Raw genomic sequence first — 16664 nt, 5'->3', positions numbered from 1 at the left:
AAAGTCTTTCCTATAATATCTGACGGCTCAGTATTTGGGAAATAATCTCTAGCACGATTTTCGGTAAGAATCACATTATTTGGAGACGATAGAATAGCCGACTTATCTCCTGCTAAAAACTTATAATTAAATATTTTGAAATAATTTGCGTCTGTAAAAATTACGAAGTTTGGCCATTTGAATTCAGAATTTAATGCCTTGTTTTCAACTTTTGAAGGTCTCTCAATATAAAACCCACTTAAAGTTTCAAAATTTGAATTATCCTTTATCGCGTCCTCTAAAGCAAGCGTAACACCAGGGACTGAAAATTCTCCATCTGGACTATAAAAATCAGAAACTACTCTATAGATGCGGTCGCCATCTTTATGAAAGTCGTCAAATGTTGTATCATAATAAATCATTAAACCAATAACAAACGAGGCACTTAAACCGATTGTTAAACCAATAACGTTGATGAGAGAAAACACCTTATGCTTCATGAGGTTTCTCCATGCTATTTTGAAATAATTTTTAATCATGATTGTTTGTTTTTTGATTGCTGATTATTCCGTTCTCAATGATTTAACAGGATTAGAGGTCGCCGCCTTAATGGCCTGAAAACTTACAGTCATAAAAGCGATACCTAGTGCAAGACCGCCAGATATCGCAAATATCCACCAGCTTATATGCATACGATAAGCAAAGTCCTGCAACCATTTATCCATAATGCCCCATGATATAGGAGTCGCAATGAGTATGGAGATCAAAACCAATTTTAGAAAATCCTTACTCAATAGATTCACGATTCCCATCGAAGAGGCTCCGAGAATCTTACGTATGCCTATCTCTCGACGGCGTTGTAACGTGCTATAAGACGCTAGTCCTAGCAATCCCAAACAGGAAATAAAAATGGCAAGCAGTGCAAAACTCAGAAAAAGTGTCCCGAAGCGTTTTTCTACCTCGTACTGTTCATTAAATAATTCATTTACAAAAGCGTATTCAAAAGTCTTGTTGGGATAGGCTTTCTTAAAACTTTTTTCTATCACTCCGATAGTTGCGCTAACGTCATTACCAGCAATTTTTAAATTTAACAATGCATTGCCAGAACCATTATAGATCATGCTTAGCGGTGCGATTTCGTCTTGCAGTGATGTCATATGAAAGTCCTTCACTACACCTATGATCTTTCCTTTACGATCCCATTGGTCAAAGCCCTTGCCTATGATTTGTTCTGGATCTGAATACCCTAACAATCCAAGTGCTTTTTCATTGATGATCATTGATTCTAAACTGTCGCTTGCTAAGTCTCTTGAAAAATTTCTCCCTGCCAGTAGCTTAAGATCAAATTGATTGATATAATCATCGTCAATTCTATAAAGTTCAATAGCGAGCGTCTGCTCATTGCCTTGTTGATTTACAATTTTACTTAAGGCGCTACTGTTTTGTCCACCACCACCAGGCACAGTCGCCGCAGTGCTGATAGAAATAATATTGGAGATATTCCTAAGTTCATCAATCATTATTTTTTGCTGTTTACTACCATCAGTCTCTACAATCATTACCTGATTCATATCAAACCCTAGATCCTGACTGCGCATGTAATTGATCTGATTATAGACTATGATTGTGCTCACAATCATTACAACAGATATGGTAAATTGGCTAATTACCAATCCTTTGCGTAGTCTAGAACCTTTAGAACTACTGGAGAACTTACCTTTCAAAACCTGTATTGGTTTAAATGCCGATAAAACCAATGCAGGATAGGATCCTGCAATGAGTGCTATTAATAGCGCTATACCAAATAAGCTTAAGGGATAAATAGGGTCATTCCATATACTGCTTGCAATTTCTTTACCTGCAAGGATATTAAAATAGGGTAATGCAAGCCATGTAAATGTCATCGCTAGTAAAAAGGCAAACAAACAGATGACGATAGATTCACTTAAGAACTGAATGGAAAGCTGACTTTTTTGTGCTCCTATGACCTTACGTATTCCGACTTCCTTGGCGCGTTCTACAGATCTTGCGGTCGTTAAATTTATAAAGTTGATCGCGGCAATTAAAAGAATGAACAGCGCAACGATAAAGAAAATGTAAACATTACCTATGTGTGCACCAGATCCACGTTCTGAATATAAGTAAATATCTTCTATAGGTTCTAAGAAGTAAGTCAGATTCAATTCCGTTTCCTTCATTATTTCGCCATGAGCACGCTCATTGTAAGATGCGATTTTCGCCTCTAGGACTTTTGGATCCACATTTTCATTAAGCAAAACAAAACCACGGTTCTCGAAATTAGCCCAAGACTCGTTAAGATCTGGATCCAGAACTTCAGTATAGGTGGACATGGAGATAAGTATATCGCTATTAATCTGTGTGTTTTTCGGATTATCCTTCATAACTCCAGTAACAGTAGCTATTCTATTACCATCCATTATTTTCAAAGTCTTACCTAACGCATTTTCGTTTCCAAAATATTTCTGAGCAACTGTCTCTGATAGCACTAGAGTGAAGGGCGTTTTAAGAACTTCAACTGGATTTCCCTGCAATAACTCATAATCGAAGATTTGAAAAAAACTTTCATCCACCCCCAACACCTTACTTTCATGATAATTGTTGCCATCTAGACGTACGTCAAACTCCGTGTCGTATAGTCTGGTATTGTTCTCAATTTCCGGGAATTCAGTAGTAATCTCACTCAAAATATTCCAATCAATTATAGGCGTCTTATAATTATCTGATGGTGTATCGATGTCGGTTACAACACGATAAAGCCGATCCTTATTAGAGTGAAAGGACTCATAACTCATCTCATAACCTATGTACAAAAGCAATAAAAAGCCTGCCGTCATACCGACCGCAAGACCGCCTATGTTTATGGCAGAATACCCTTTGTGTCTCCATAAGTTTCTAAATGCTATTTTGAAATAATTTTTGATCATAATATTTTCTTTAATACATTATTAACTAATCTGCGTTTAAGCTCTTCGTTGGATTAGCTCTTGCTGATTTTACAGCTTGAATTCCTACCGTAAAGGATGTTATGAGCAAGGCAATTAATCCACCGACTACCAACATCCACCATTGAATAGCAATACTATATGCGAAATCTAACAACCATGCGTTCATTACATACCAAGCTATAGGAATAGCTAAAACTGAAGCTATACCTACAAGAAGGATGTAATCTTTAGACAATAATATTATTATTTTTAATACTCCTGAACCCAAAACTTTTCTGATGCCTATTTCTTTGACGCGTCTTTTTGCCATAAAAGAAATTAATCCGAACATCCCTAAACACGAAATAAAAATCGTCAATAGCGCTACCACATTTACGGTCTTTAACATCCCTTCAATTAAGCGATATTGTGCACTGACTTTATCATCTAGAAATTCTTGTTCATAAGGTCTTCGTGATGCGATATTGCCAAATCCGCTAACATTAATATTCTCCACAGTCTTTTCATGGCCCTCTTCAACCCTAACCGAAAGAAAACGATGGTAGGCAAGGTCATCTTTCTCACGATAAAAATGTACTAAGGGCTCCATTGCGTTTTGCATATCCTGATAATGAAAATCTTCCATCACACCTACCACAGGATAACCAAGTCCATCGCCGTCCTTTCCCTTCAATCGTTTGCCTTCAATAGAATCCCATCCTAGCGCCTTCATCACGGTTCTATTTATTATTACTGGATAATCATCAGCTTTATCTATATTCTCATCGAAATCTCTTCCCATCACTAATGGAATTTCGAAGGTCTTTAGATAGCCTTCATCTGCGTGCGCGTAACGTGTACGGACTTCATTTTCTGTTTCAGGATCGTAGAAATTCGTGTAATTAAAATTATAATCTGAAGGAATCCCACCGCTTACTGATATATTTTTCACATAAGCGTTTGTATTCAGTTTATCCAATAAAGTATTAAAATTTGATGACGCTGTTTCTTCATTTTTATAATATAGATTGATGTTTCCGACAAGGACATTCTCTTTACTGAAACCTAGAGGTGCATTTTTCATAAAGCCGATCTGACTATTCAAGATAATTGCGACACAGATGAATAAAATTGCGATCCCAAACTGTAGTACTATAAATGAGTTACGAACAAAAAAGTTACTCTTAATAGCATCTATCTTCCCCTTAATTGCTGTAGATATGGGTATTGATATAAATCGAAGCGTAGGCAGTATGCCTACCAATAAAGTAACCAGAATGCCTAGTGCCATAGCGAACAAGATAACTGGGTAATCCTTTTCTACAGTAAAGGAAATCTGTCCAAAATCGGCACCATAAATTGTATTTAATCTTGGTAATAAAAACCCTAAAAAAAGTAGTGCCGAAATTGAGATCGCTCCAAATACTAATATGGCATTCTCAATACAAAACTGAACAATAATATCTTTTTTATTTCCACCCAATATTTTACGCACGGCTATATCTTTAGTCCGTCGATACATTGTTGATGCGTTTAGATTGAGGAGATTGATCAGTACAATAAGTAATATAAATACTGATGCTGCTATAGAGCCACTAATAATGGTGCCAACGACCGGAATAGTATTTATTCTGATATCAGCAAAGGGCATAACTTTTATGGCCGCAACACTGGTTGGGTCTGAATAGTTTTTTTGAACTAATTCTTCTAAACGGCTTTCGAAAGCTTCAATATTTGTATTTGGTCTTAATCTTAAATAATTCATACTAAAACTATCTCCCCAATCAGAACGTGCCTTAAAATTCGAGTAATCTTCTAAAAGCTGAGTTGGCATTACAACACCCAACCGAAATGCCGAGTACGGACTAATAGGTTCTAAAACACCAGTAACTGTTAAGTTTAAGCTGTCATTTGCTATTACTATTTTGCCAACAGGATTCGTTTCTCCAAAAATTTTCTCACTTATTTTATGGGTAAGGACAATAGAATACTTTTTGTCTAAAGCCGTTTTGCGATTACCATATTTTAACCCTAAGGAGAAAACATCAAAAAATTCTGGCTCTACATAATCGACGCGTTCTTGAAATTCCGCTTCGCCATATTCTAACCAAGGATTATCCCAGCCCTGTAAATGAGAAGCCGCAACAACTTCTGGTGATGTTTTTATAATTTCTTTTAGAAGTGGGTAGGGAGTTTCGGTGTATGTATCGCCGCCACTAGTAATGGTTTTTAAATAAAAAATATGCTCTTGATTCTCAATATTAGAATCTGCACTATAATAAGCATATACCGAAAAAATCAGAGTCAATACGCTACCAATTCCAATACTCAACCCTAACAGGTTTAGCGCAGAAAGCAATTTGTTTTTCCACAGATTTCGAAAAGATATTTTAATATGATTCTTAAGCATAACGTTTAATGATTACTATTCGTTTTTTGATTGCATTTTGATTGACTTAATTACTCAGTTCGCAATGCATCTACCGGATTTGCAGTTGCAGCTTTAATAGCCTGAAAACTCACGGTAATCAATGTAATTATTAAAGCACCAAAACAAGCAATAGCAAACACATCCCAACTTACAGATGTTCTATAACTAAACTTCTGTAACCATTGCCCCATGATATAATAAGCTAATGGGCAAGCAATCAATAAAGCAATAACTACAAGTGTGATGAAATCTTTTGAAAGCAGCAACCATAATTGACTGATAGATCCTCCTAATACTTTACGAACACCGATTTCTTTAGTACGTTGCTCCGCAACAAAGGATGCCAATCCAAATAAACCTAAACAGCTAATAAAAATAGCTAATGCCGTAAATACTCTCGCTAAACTTGCAATGCGTTCTTCTGAACTAAATTTTGCCCCATACTCTTCATCTACAAATTGGTAATCGAAAGGCGTATTTGAGAAATTTCTTTTAAAAACATTTTCAACGAGTGCTAAGTTTTCGCTTGTACTTTTTTTAGGATTAAGTCTCACATTATAAAATGCTGTATTGCTATTCCTCTCAAAAACGTACATCGCTTGTTTTACAGGACTATAAGGAGACTGTATAATCATATCTTCTACTATTCCAACAATTTTTAATGGTGGCTCAATATCTTCTATATCAGAATCTCTAATATATTTTCCGATAGGATCTATAAGTGCCATATATTTTACTGCTGTTTGATTAAGAATAACCGCGTTAGAATCTGTTGCAAATTCTCTCGAAAACCCACGACCTGCAATTATTTTTAAACCTAAAGTTTCTACAAACTCGTAAGACACTGTCGTATACGCTAAATCTTCCTGAAAACCAGCAGGTTTACCATCCCAAGTATAACCAGATCTATTAGACCACACATTTGTCATTGGCGCACTAGTACCAGCCATTTCTATCGCACCTCCTGAAGCCATAAACTGCTCGCGCATTAAATCTCTTTTTCCAATAAATTCATTACTCATTACAGGAATTTGAATTAAGCCTTCATTATCATAACCAATAGGTCTGTCTTTACTAAACTGAATTTGATTCATCACCACAAGCGTTCCAATAATTAAAGCAATTGAAACCGTGAACTGCGTCACCACTAAAATTTTTCGAGGTAGTGATGCAAAACGACCAGACTTAAAGGTGCCTTTTAAAACCGCAACAGGATTAAATGATGATAAATATAATGCTGGATAACTACCTGCTAAAAATGCGGTAACAATTACAAATATTAATGATATTAACCAAAACTGAATATTAGCCCAAGGAAAAACAATTGCCTTACTCGCTAAATTATTAAATCCATTTAAAAATAATAATACAATCCCAAGAGCAAAAACAAATGACAGAAATACAATTAAAAACGATTCGCTTAAAAATTGAAATATAAGTTGTCCACGTTTCGAGCCGATGGCTTTTCTAATACCAACTTCAGTTGCTCGTTTTTCACTACGCGCTGTACTCAAATTCACAAAATTGATACAAGCCAATAACAAAATAAATAATCCTATAACACCAAACAACCATACATTTTCTATACGACCACCTGCTTGGACACCATTTTCAAAATCATTCCTCAAATACCAATCAGTCATAGGAAACAGAAAGAGTTGAGGATTAAACTCTGCCGTATCTGCTGATGCATTTTTCTTAACATCTATTATTTTAGAGTTTACAGCATCTATACTCGTATTCTCATTAATTTGGACAAACATTTGAAAGGAGTTATTTCCCCAAGATTCTTTAGCAGACTCTAACCAATCTTGAGTCGTTACATAATATTTCCATGGTATTAGATATTCCATACCACTAAACGTATTATTAACTTGGATATCTTTATAAACTCCTTTAACAATTAAGTCATCTTCATTATTCAATTTTATTATTTCACCAATAGCAGAATTAGAACCAAACAACGTTTTTGCAGTAGATTGAGAAAGCATTATTGAATTCTTTTCTTTCAGCCCATTTTTTTCACCTTCAATAATTGTTAAATCCAACAGATTAGCTGCGCCTTCTTGCATGGCATTTCCTAATATATAAATATTTGTTTCACCAAATTTGAGGTATCTAGGCTGCTCCCAAGACGCCATGACAATATGCTTAAAATTATCGTTATGATCTTGTCGTAATGCAAACTCTAAAGGTCTCGGAATTGCAGGTCCTGTATTAACAGCATCATTCATTGTTTGATGTTGAAACACTTGTGCAATTGTCGCTTTATTTTTAAAGTGATTATTATAATTTAATTCGTCAGCAATCCACAAACCTATTAAGATTGTAGCAGCCATTCCAATCGCTAAACCAGAAATATTTATAAAAGAATACACTTTATTCTTAATAAGATTTCTAAACGCTATTTTGAAATAATTCTTAAACATAGTTTCTATAAATTACTGTTCGCTTTTCGATTAATTTGGCTTCAACGCTTCAGTATAGGTTGATTAATTGATTTTATACTGAAGCATTTTCCACCTGATTGATGATTCTTGTTTGTCATATCGAACGCATGTGAGATATCTCATAATAATTATTTACAAAATGAGATTTCTCGTCGTTCATCCTTCACTCTGTCGAAATGACAAATTTGGTTAACTGAGCCAAAATAGTCTCTGTTTCTTTTTGTCCGTCTAACATTCTTATGATCGATTGATTGATGAAAGTCGATTTATGCCAAAATATTTTCGGTAACCTTTTGTCCGTCTAACATTCTTATGATTCTATGACTGTATTTAGCATCGTGCTCACTGTGTGTTACCATAATAATAGTGGTTCCTGCTTCGTTAAGATCAATTAGTAAATCCATTACTTCATTACCGTTGGTGCTATCTAAATTACCTGTTGGTTCATCTGCAAGAATTAATTTAGGCTTATTTACTACAGCTCTTGCAACTGCCACACGCTGTTGTTGACCACCAGATAATTGCTGAGGAAAGTGATTGCGACGGTGCATAATTCCCATTTTTTCTAAAACCGCTTCGACTTGTTTTTTACGTTCTACTGGTTTTACACCTGTGTAGATTAATGGTAATTCTACGTTTTCAAAAACGGTAAGCTCATCTATAAGATTAAAACTCTGAAAAACGAAACCTATATTATGCTTGCGTAATTCTGAACGTTTACGCTCATTATAGCCAGCTACTTCAGTTCCGTTGAACATAAAACTGCCTCCATCCAGATCATCTAGTAAACCTAAGATGTTTAATAAGGTCGATTTACCACAACCTGAAGGTCCCATTATCGCAACAAACTCACCTTCTTTAACTCCAAAAGACAACTTATTTAAAGCAATAGTTTGCACTTCCTCAGTTTTATAAAATTTCTCTAAGTCCTTAATGTGTATCATTGTATTCGTTTTTTAATTGATTGTATCTAATTCTATTTTAAAATAAGTTCTTCAGTATCGCCAAAAGAATCATAACTCGATGTAACGACTTTATCTCCGGGATTTAACCCCTCAAGTACTTCGTAGTATTCAGTGTTTTGACTTCCTAATCTAATATTTACCTTGTAAGCGGTATTGCCATCTTCGCTTACTTTAAAAATCCAGTTGCCTCCTGTTTTTTGAAAAAACCCTCCTTTAGAAACTAACAAAGCCTCTTTCTCTGCACTCAAAGCCACTCGGATTTGTAAGTTCTGACCTCTTCTAATGCCTTCTGGCACGTCACCTTCAAATTTCATATCTACTTGAAAGCGTCCATTTTTAACTTGCGTAAACACTTTCTTTATAATTAAAGTGTATGTTTTATTATTAAGAGTAAATCTTCCGGTTTGACCGTTATAAATCCTAGAAATATAAAACTCGTCCATATCTACACGTACTTTATAACCAGTAGTCACGTCTACTTGTCCTAATCGCATTCCTTTGGTAATGGATTGTCCAATTTCTGCATCTAAAGATGTTAACTGTCCATCAATCGGTGCACGAACAATTAAGTCACCTACTTTTTTACGCATTAATTCTAAAGCACTTTGTGTTCTCGCATAAGAGTTTTTGGCTTGGTTGACTTCTAGTTTAGTAGAGATAGTGTCCTCAGATAATACACGCTTGGCTAGTTTCATGCGCTCTTTCTGATATTCAAAATTATTTTGAGACGATTCGTAATCCATTCTCCCAATAGCACCTTTATCATAGAGACGTTTGTTCAATGTATATACCCGTTCAGCTTCAATTAAATTATTCTCAACATCTGTGAATTGATTTTGTCTATTAATAGTGTTTTGGCGTGCAGCATTCTGAGAAATCTGCATTTGCGTTAACAAGTTATAAACTGATGTTTCTTGATTGACTAAGCTTAACTCTAAATCTGTATTAGATAATCTTAATATTGACTCTCCTTTCTTTAATATAGTGCCATCTTCTACAAACTTCTCTTCTACACGACCACCTTCTAAAGCATCTAAATAAATTGTTGTGATTGGCAATACAATACCATTTACAGGAATGTTTTCTTGAAACACATTCTTACTTACCGTATTAATAGAAATACGTTCTTTCTCAACGTTTAATTTAGAACCACCAGAGGTTTGCGCAATCACGTAAACTATTAAAGTAATTATTGCCAAGACACCTAGAATAAGTCCGATGTTTTTATTTGAAAATTTTTTCTTCTGTATTGGAACGTCCATTATTATTGTTTGATTTACTATTTATATAGTGAAGATAATGCCAAAGAATTAATTACCTGAAAATCAATTAACTATGATTTTGTCTAAAAATAAAAGTGTCCGCTTTTGATACACTTCATGTTCGAAAATGTACACTTTCAAATAGCTTTAAATTTTTAGTTTTTGAATTTTAAATAGCTTGATATAATGTTGTATTATTGTATTGATGGTTTTAAAAAATGCTAAAATATTAGTCATAGATGATGATGCTGATGTCCTTACGGCATTACGATTACTTCTTAAGCCACTCGTAAAAGAAGTGGTTACCGAAAAAAACCCTAGTAATATTCTATCTCAAATAGAGAAGGCTAATTATGAAATTATCATATTAGACATGAACTTTAATGGCCTTGTCAATACTGGTAATGAAGGTATTTTTTGGTTAAATAAGATCCAAAAGCAAAAACCAGAAACTTCAGTAATTCTAATGACAGCTTATGCTGATATTGATTTGGCAATAAGAGGTCTTAAAGAAGGTGCTTCTGACTTTTTAATGAAACCTTGGAAGAATGAAAAAATTATTGAAACTATAACGACTATCCTCAATAACAAAAAATCTAAAACTGCTCAAAAAGACAACCTTAATTCAAACAGTGTTGCTATTATTGGCGACAGTGATGTTATGAATGATGTTTTTGTGAAGTTAAAAAAAGTGGCACCAACCGACGCCAATGTTTTAGTGCTTGGCGAAAACGGAACTGGAAAAGACCTAATTGCTAGAGCACTTCACGATCATTCTAACAGACGCGACAAACCGTTTGTTAAAGTAGATGTTGGTGCCTTAACCGCTTCCCTTTTTGAAAGTGAATTATTTGGTTATAAAAAAGGAGCATTTACTGACGCCAAAGAAGATAGAAAGGGACGGTTTGAAGCTGCTAATGGTGGAACACTATTTTTAGATGAGATTGGAAATATTAGTTTAAGCCAGCAAGTAAGGTTATTGACAGTTCTACAGAATAGACAAGTAACACCTTTAGGTTCCAATGAAGCAATCCCTGTTGATATTAGATTGATTTGTGCTACTAATATTAATCCACAAGTCTTAGCAGATGAAAACAAATTCAGAAAAGATTTAATTTATAGAATTAACACCGTAGATATAATTGCACCTCCATTAAGAGACCGTGGTACAGATATCACAGAATTATCGCATCATTTTGTATCGCTATATGCTGAGAAGTATAATAAGAATGCCTTTTCTTTTGATTCTGGATTTATTTCAAAATTAAAAAAACATGACTTTCCTGGTAATGTAAGAGAACTTCAATACGTTTTAGAACGTGCTGTAATTATGACTGATGGCACTACTTTAAATCCAGACGACTTGGTGTTTTCTTCAATAGAACGTACTTCTACATCGACGAGTTTAGAAACAAAAAGTCTCAACCTAGATGATTTAGAAAAAAATGCAATTCTAACCGTATTAGATAAACACAAAGGCAATGTTTCTAAATCTGCTAAGGAATTAGGAATCACAAGAGCAGCATTGTACAGACGACTACAGAAGTATGAACTATAGAGCTTATATCTTTAAACTTTTTTTAAGAATTCTACTCATTGTTACTACAACACTTGCTTTAGTCTATACTATTTACAATGACAAAACGGTTTACATTGTCGTAATAAGTATCGGATTAATTTACTTACTCATTAATACTTACACGTTTATAAAACGTCGTTTTGCAGCTATGGATGATTTTTTTGAAGCTGTTAAATATCGTGATTTTTCTAGATGGTTTCCAGAAGACAGAGGCCCAAAAGACATTCGGTTTTTATATACTGGTTTTAATGAAATCAATAGAACCATTAAAGAAATAAACTCTCAGAATCAGGCGCAATACGTTTATCTCCAGAAGATTTTAGAAATGGTAGATATTGGTATAATAGCTTACAATATTGAGTCTGGAGACGTACTTTGGAGTAACGATTCTTTTGGAGAAATCTTAGATGTACCTTCTTTTAAAAATATAAGATTTGTTGAAAACAGAAAACCAGAATTATTCAATACTATTTTTGAAACCTACCACAGAGAACCAGATTCGCTTTCAATAGCTTTACAAAACGATAGTATTAAAATACTTATTTCTGATACAGTTTTTCAGGTAGATGAGGATGCTTTTAAACTCATCGTTATTCAGAATATTGATGAAACTTTAAATAAAAATGAATCGGAATCTTGGAAGAAATTATTGAGTGTAATGACTCATGAAATTATGAATTCTATCGCACCAATTTCATCATTAGCTGATACACTACAACGCAATTTACAAATAGCCATTGAGCAACCAGAAGAATCTCATCTAGAATTAGAAGACCTCAACGCTGGAATTAAAACTATTAAAAATCGAAGTGAAGGGCTTTTAAAATTTGCCAAAACCTATCGCAGTTTAAGTAAAGTGACAAATCTTAATTTACAAAGAACTAGAGTTTCTGAATTATTTAATAATATTCAGTTACTAATGGAACCTTCAATTAAAGCAAAAAATATTGATATTAAGTTTGAAATTTCTAGCTCAAAACTAGAACTAGATATCGATACACATCTTATAGAACAAGTATTAATCAATCTCATACTAAATGCTGTAGACGCTTGTAAAAATGCTAATAATGCACAAATAAAAATTTCCGCCTCTCAGAACAAAAACCGAGATATTGTACTTAAAGTATTTGACAATGGCTCTGGTATTCCTGAAGATATTTTAGAAAATATCTTTATTCCATTCTTTACTAGTAAAACTACAGGAAGCGGAATTGGATTAAGCCTATGTAAACAGATTATGCTACTTCATAAAGGTAGAATAATTGTTAAAAGTATTGATGGAGAAGGCTCTGTATTTAGTTTGGTCTTTTAAATAAGCCATGCTGTATTTATATAACTAATAATTTAATTAATGGAAAAAACAGTTTCAAAAGCTATAGCTTACAGACGTTCAACACGGGTTTTTAAAGATGAACCAATCGATTCGGAAAAAGTAAAACAATGTTTGGTAAATGCGTCTTTAGCCCCTACGAGTAGTAACCTTCAATTATGGGAGTTTTATCATATTACAGATAGAGAAACTTTGAAGAAACTCGCAGAGGCTTGCTTTAATCAGAGTGCAGCTAAAACTGCAAAGCAATTGGTTGTTATAGTAGCTCGTAAAGATTTATGGCGACAACGTGCTAAAGCAAATATTGAGTTTCTTAATAAAGTTTACGATAAACCTGATTTGAGTGAACGCGATTTAAAGCGTAAAAAAATGGCGACTAATTATTATAATAAACTAATCCCAACTATTTATACTGATTTTTTAGGCATACTAGGCTATATCAAATTTCTAGTTTTTCAAGTTGTTGGTATCTTCAAACCAATTTACAGACAAACAAGACTAAGTGATATGCGAATAGTAGCTCATAAAAGTGCTGGATTAGCTGCACAAAACTTTATGACAAGCATGGCAGCTATTGGTTACGATACTTGCCCTATGGAAGGTAGTGATACACTAAGAGTAAAGCAAATTCTAGACTTACCTAGAGTCTCAGAAATTAATATGATTATAAGTTGTGGAATTAGAGATGATAAAGGCATTTATGGGCCGCGTTTTAGAGTTCCTTTTGAAAGCGTTTACTTTGAAGTCTAATATTTACTTTTCAAAATTACCAATACCTTCAGTCAACCAATTATTGTAGGCAACAGGATCTGGTGTATAGGCAACAGGATCTATTAAATTATTCTCTTCATGATCCATTAACACGTAATAAGGTTGTGTATTCGTTTTATATCTAATGGTTTGCAATTCGCTCCATTTCTGACCAACATTTCTTAATTTTTTTCCAGGTCTTAGTTTAGAATCTGGTGCTTCACCTTCAGGAAAATCAATTTGCTCATCTACATACAAGGAAATAAGAACAACATCATTCTTTAGTTTTGATAATATATTTGGTTTAACCCAAACTTGCTGTTCCATTTTACGGCAATTAACACATGCCCAACCTGTAAAATCTAACATTACTGGCTTACCAACTTCTTTGGCATATGCTAAGCCTTTGTCATAATCATTAAAGGCTACAATATCATGAGGTGCTAATAAATGAGCGCCTTCTGGCAAATCAATATGACTTGCAGAACCGCCTCCTTTTGAGTTGCCTACACCGTAAGGAGACTCACTATAATCTAATGGTGGTGGAAACGCACTAATCAGATTTAATGGTGCGCCCCAAAGACCCGGAATCATATAAATAGTAAAAGACAAAGTCACTAGACCTAATAACAACCGTCCGACTGAAATATGTTTTAATGGAGAATCGTGAGGCAATTGAATTTTACCTAAAAGGTATAAAGACAAAGCGCCAAATATTGCTATCCAAATGGCTAAGAATACTTCACGTTCTAAGAAATGCAATTGTAATACTAAATCGGCTTGCGACAAAAATTTAAAAGCTAAGGCTAATTCTAAAAAACCTAAAACAACCTTAACTGTATTTAACCATCCGCCAGATTTTGGTAATGAATTTAACCAACCGGGAAATGCTGCAAACAATGCAAATGGCAATGCTATAGCAGAAGAAAATCCTAACATACCTATCACAGGAGCGATGCCTCCTTTAGAAGCAGCTTCAACCAAAATAGTTCCAACTATTGGGCCTGTACAAGAAAAAGAGACAATAGCTAAAGCTAATGCCATAAAAAAGATACCGACAAAACCGCCACGATCTGATTGACTATCTGCTTTATTAGCCCAAGAATTAGGTAGTACAATTTCAAAAGCACCTAAAAATGATATAGCAAATACAACAAGAAGTATAAAAAATATGACATTAAACCAGACGTTAGTTGCTAAAGCATTTAAAGTATCTGCTCCAAAAATTGCTGTAATTATTGTACCAAGAAGTACATAAATAACAATAATTGATAAGCCATAAATAATAGCATTACGAATACCTTTCGCTTTAGACTGGCTTTGTTTTATAAAGAAGCTAACCGTCATTGGTATCATAGGGAATACACATGGAGTTAATAGAGCAACAAAACCAGATAGGAATGCAACAATAAAAATGGACCACAACCCTTTGCTATCGCCTTTATTTTCTTCTGAAGAATCAACAATATCTGTACCTTTTACACTTTGCGTTAAATCGTATTCTAGATCTATATATGTTGGTGCTAAGCATTGTGTATCATCACATGCCATAAACATAACCTCAGCTTTTATTGAAGAAATATCTTTATTTGAAATTTTGATTTTTTGTCTAAACTGAGCTTTGTTTTTGAAGAATTTTATCTTCATCTCAAAGACCTTATCCATCACTTCTTTACTCTTTTCTTCTTTAGTTTTACCAACTAAAACAAAACCTTCTTCAACTTTATAATCAAAACTTGTTGGAATTGGGCCTTCTGAAACTTTTTGTGAATACAACTTCCACGTTTCATCAATAGTAGCTGATGAAACTAAGACATATACAGATTTATTAATTTTCTCAACTGAAGTTGTCCATTTTACTGGCTCAAGAATTTTTGATGACGCAATAGAACTTGCATTAATAGCATCGTTTAAATCTATTGATAAACTACCTGTATTGTTTTTACTGATTTTAGCATCATTTAAATTGAATTTGAGATCTATATATGTTGGTGGTAAACATTTCTCGTCATCACATACCATAAATTCAACTTCACCTTCAACTACCGATAATTCTGAATTTAATACTTTAATACGCTGTCTGAACTCAGCCTTATTTTCGAAAAATTTAATTTTCATTTCAAAAACAGGGTCGTCAACAATTTCCCCATCGTCTTCTGTAGTTTTAGATACTAACTTGTAACTAGAATTAATTTTGTAGGCAAAGCTTGTCGCAACGGGTCCTCCTTCTGGCACAACCTGAGAATACAAGTGCCAACCACTATCTATAGTTGCTGTTGATATAAGGTCATATTCTGTGCCAGAAATTTTCTCAGTTCGAGTTTCCCATTTTACAGGTTCAAAAACTTGAGCATCTAAATTAAATGAAAAACAAAATGCTGTAAAGCAATATAGAAGTACGTTATTAAGTGTCATAAGTAAAACATTAAAAACACAAATTTAACTGATGTGCTTTTATTATTAGTTAACAGTCGTCTAATATATAAAAACCTTAATAATTTTGAGTATAGTTATTGGGTATAAAAAAAGCCAAACTTAACGTTTGGCTTATATTTTTTTAAGATTTTCTCTCAATTTTTAGCTTTTTAGAATGTTGCCATTTAGAGATCCCACCTTCGAGATCGTAAATTTTAGTAAAGCCTGCGTCTTTTAATTTTTCAGCACACTTAGCACTTCTGCCTCCTCCTTTACAATATAATATAACTGGCTTAGCTTTATCTAATTTGGAAATATCTTCATCAAATGTCGGCGAATTAAAATCTATATTTTGTGCATTAAAAACATGTAACTCATCATATTCTTTAGCCGAGCGTACATCTACTAATTGTACATCTTCTAATTCTATAATCGCTTGCATCTCTTCAGCAGTTACTAATCTTACTTCTGTCATTGCCTCTTTAGAGTCTAAACAACTTGTACTGAAGCTTATTGCTACAAAAAGACAACAGATAATTCCTATTTTTTTCATAATCT

11 protein-coding genes are annotated in these 16664 nt (G+C 33.9%); 3 read left to right on the top strand and 8 right to left on the bottom strand.

All coding sequences use genetic code 11. The features are described 5' to 3' along the window. The 6 genes from B2U95_RS14385 to B2U95_RS14360 all read right to left on the bottom strand — a co-directional run. A partial coding sequence (locus B2U95_RS14385) for an ABC transporter permease (RefSeq protein WP_296317347.1) occupies nt 1-518 on the bottom strand: 518 nt, incomplete at its 3' end. Nucleotides 519-542: 24 nt separating this feature from the next. Then, nucleotides 543-2924 carry an ABC transporter permease gene (locus tag B2U95_RS14380; RefSeq protein WP_296317346.1) on the bottom strand — a complete coding sequence of 794 codons (2382 nt, stop codon included), beginning with the start codon at nt 2922-2924 and terminating at the stop codon, nt 543-545. Between the two features lie 25 nt (nt 2925-2949). Further along, nucleotides 2950-5334, bottom strand: a complete 2385-nt coding sequence (locus B2U95_RS14375) for an ABC transporter permease (protein ID WP_296317344.1) — start codon at nt 5332-5334, stop codon at nt 2950-2952. A 50-nt stretch (nt 5335-5384) separates the two neighbouring features. Beyond that, on the bottom strand, nt 5385-7784 hold the full coding sequence (locus tag B2U95_RS14370) for an ABC transporter permease (RefSeq protein ID WP_296317342.1): 2400 nt from the start codon (nt 7782-7784) through the stop codon (nt 5385-5387). A gap of 287 nt (nt 7785-8071) precedes the next feature. Then, a complete protein-coding gene (locus tag B2U95_RS14365) occupies nt 8072-8749 on the bottom strand; it encodes an ABC transporter ATP-binding protein (protein WP_296317340.1) in 678 nt (225 codons plus the stop codon). 32 nt (nt 8750-8781) lie between these two features. Then, nucleotides 8782-10032, bottom strand: a complete 1251-nt coding sequence (locus tag B2U95_RS14360; RefSeq protein WP_296317339.1) for an efflux RND transporter periplasmic adaptor subunit — start codon at nt 10030-10032, stop codon at nt 8782-8784. A 205-nt stretch (nt 10033-10237) separates the two neighbouring features. On the opposite strand from B2U95_RS14360, the gene B2U95_RS14355 reads away from it, so the two are divergent. The 3 genes from B2U95_RS14355 to B2U95_RS14345 are packed head-to-tail and all read left to right on the top strand — an operon-like array spanning nt 10238 to nt 13691. Beyond that, entirely contained in the window at nt 10238-11590 is a 1353-nt protein-coding gene (locus tag B2U95_RS14355) for a sigma-54-dependent transcriptional regulator (protein ID WP_296317338.1), read from the top strand. Beyond that, nucleotides 11580-12923, top strand: a complete 1344-nt coding sequence (locus B2U95_RS14350; RefSeq protein WP_296317337.1) for a sensor histidine kinase — start codon at nt 11580-11582, stop codon at nt 12921-12923. Before B2U95_RS14355 ends, B2U95_RS14350 begins: the two co-directional genes overlap by 11 nt. A 39-nt stretch (nt 12924-12962) precedes the next feature. Next, nucleotides 12963-13691, top strand: coding sequence for a nitroreductase family protein (locus B2U95_RS14345; RefSeq protein ID WP_296317334.1), 729 nt, complete (start codon nt 12963-12965; stop codon nt 13689-13691). Nucleotides 13692-13694: 3 nt separating this feature from the next. Here the strand turns inward: B2U95_RS14345 and B2U95_RS14340 are convergent, their stop codons facing one another. Together B2U95_RS14340 and B2U95_RS14335 are read right to left on the bottom strand one after the other, a co-directional pair. Next, on the bottom strand, nt 13695-16106 hold the full coding sequence (locus B2U95_RS14340; protein ID WP_296317333.1) for a protein-disulfide reductase DsbD family protein: 2412 nt from the start codon (nt 16104-16106) through the stop codon (nt 13695-13697). Nucleotides 16107-16248: 142 nt separating this feature from the next. Then, complete coding sequence (locus B2U95_RS14335) at nt 16249-16659, bottom strand: rhodanese-like domain-containing protein (protein ID WP_296317331.1); 411 nt, start codon at nt 16657-16659, stop codon at nt 16249-16251. Nucleotides 16660-16664 lie beyond the last annotated feature (5 nt).

The sequence above is a fragment of the Winogradskyella sp. UBA3174 genome, from assembly GCF_002364335.1.
Classification (GTDB): domain Bacteria; phylum Bacteroidota; class Bacteroidia; order Flavobacteriales; family Flavobacteriaceae; genus Winogradskyella.
This window is presented reverse-complemented; position numbering and strand designations above follow the sequence as displayed.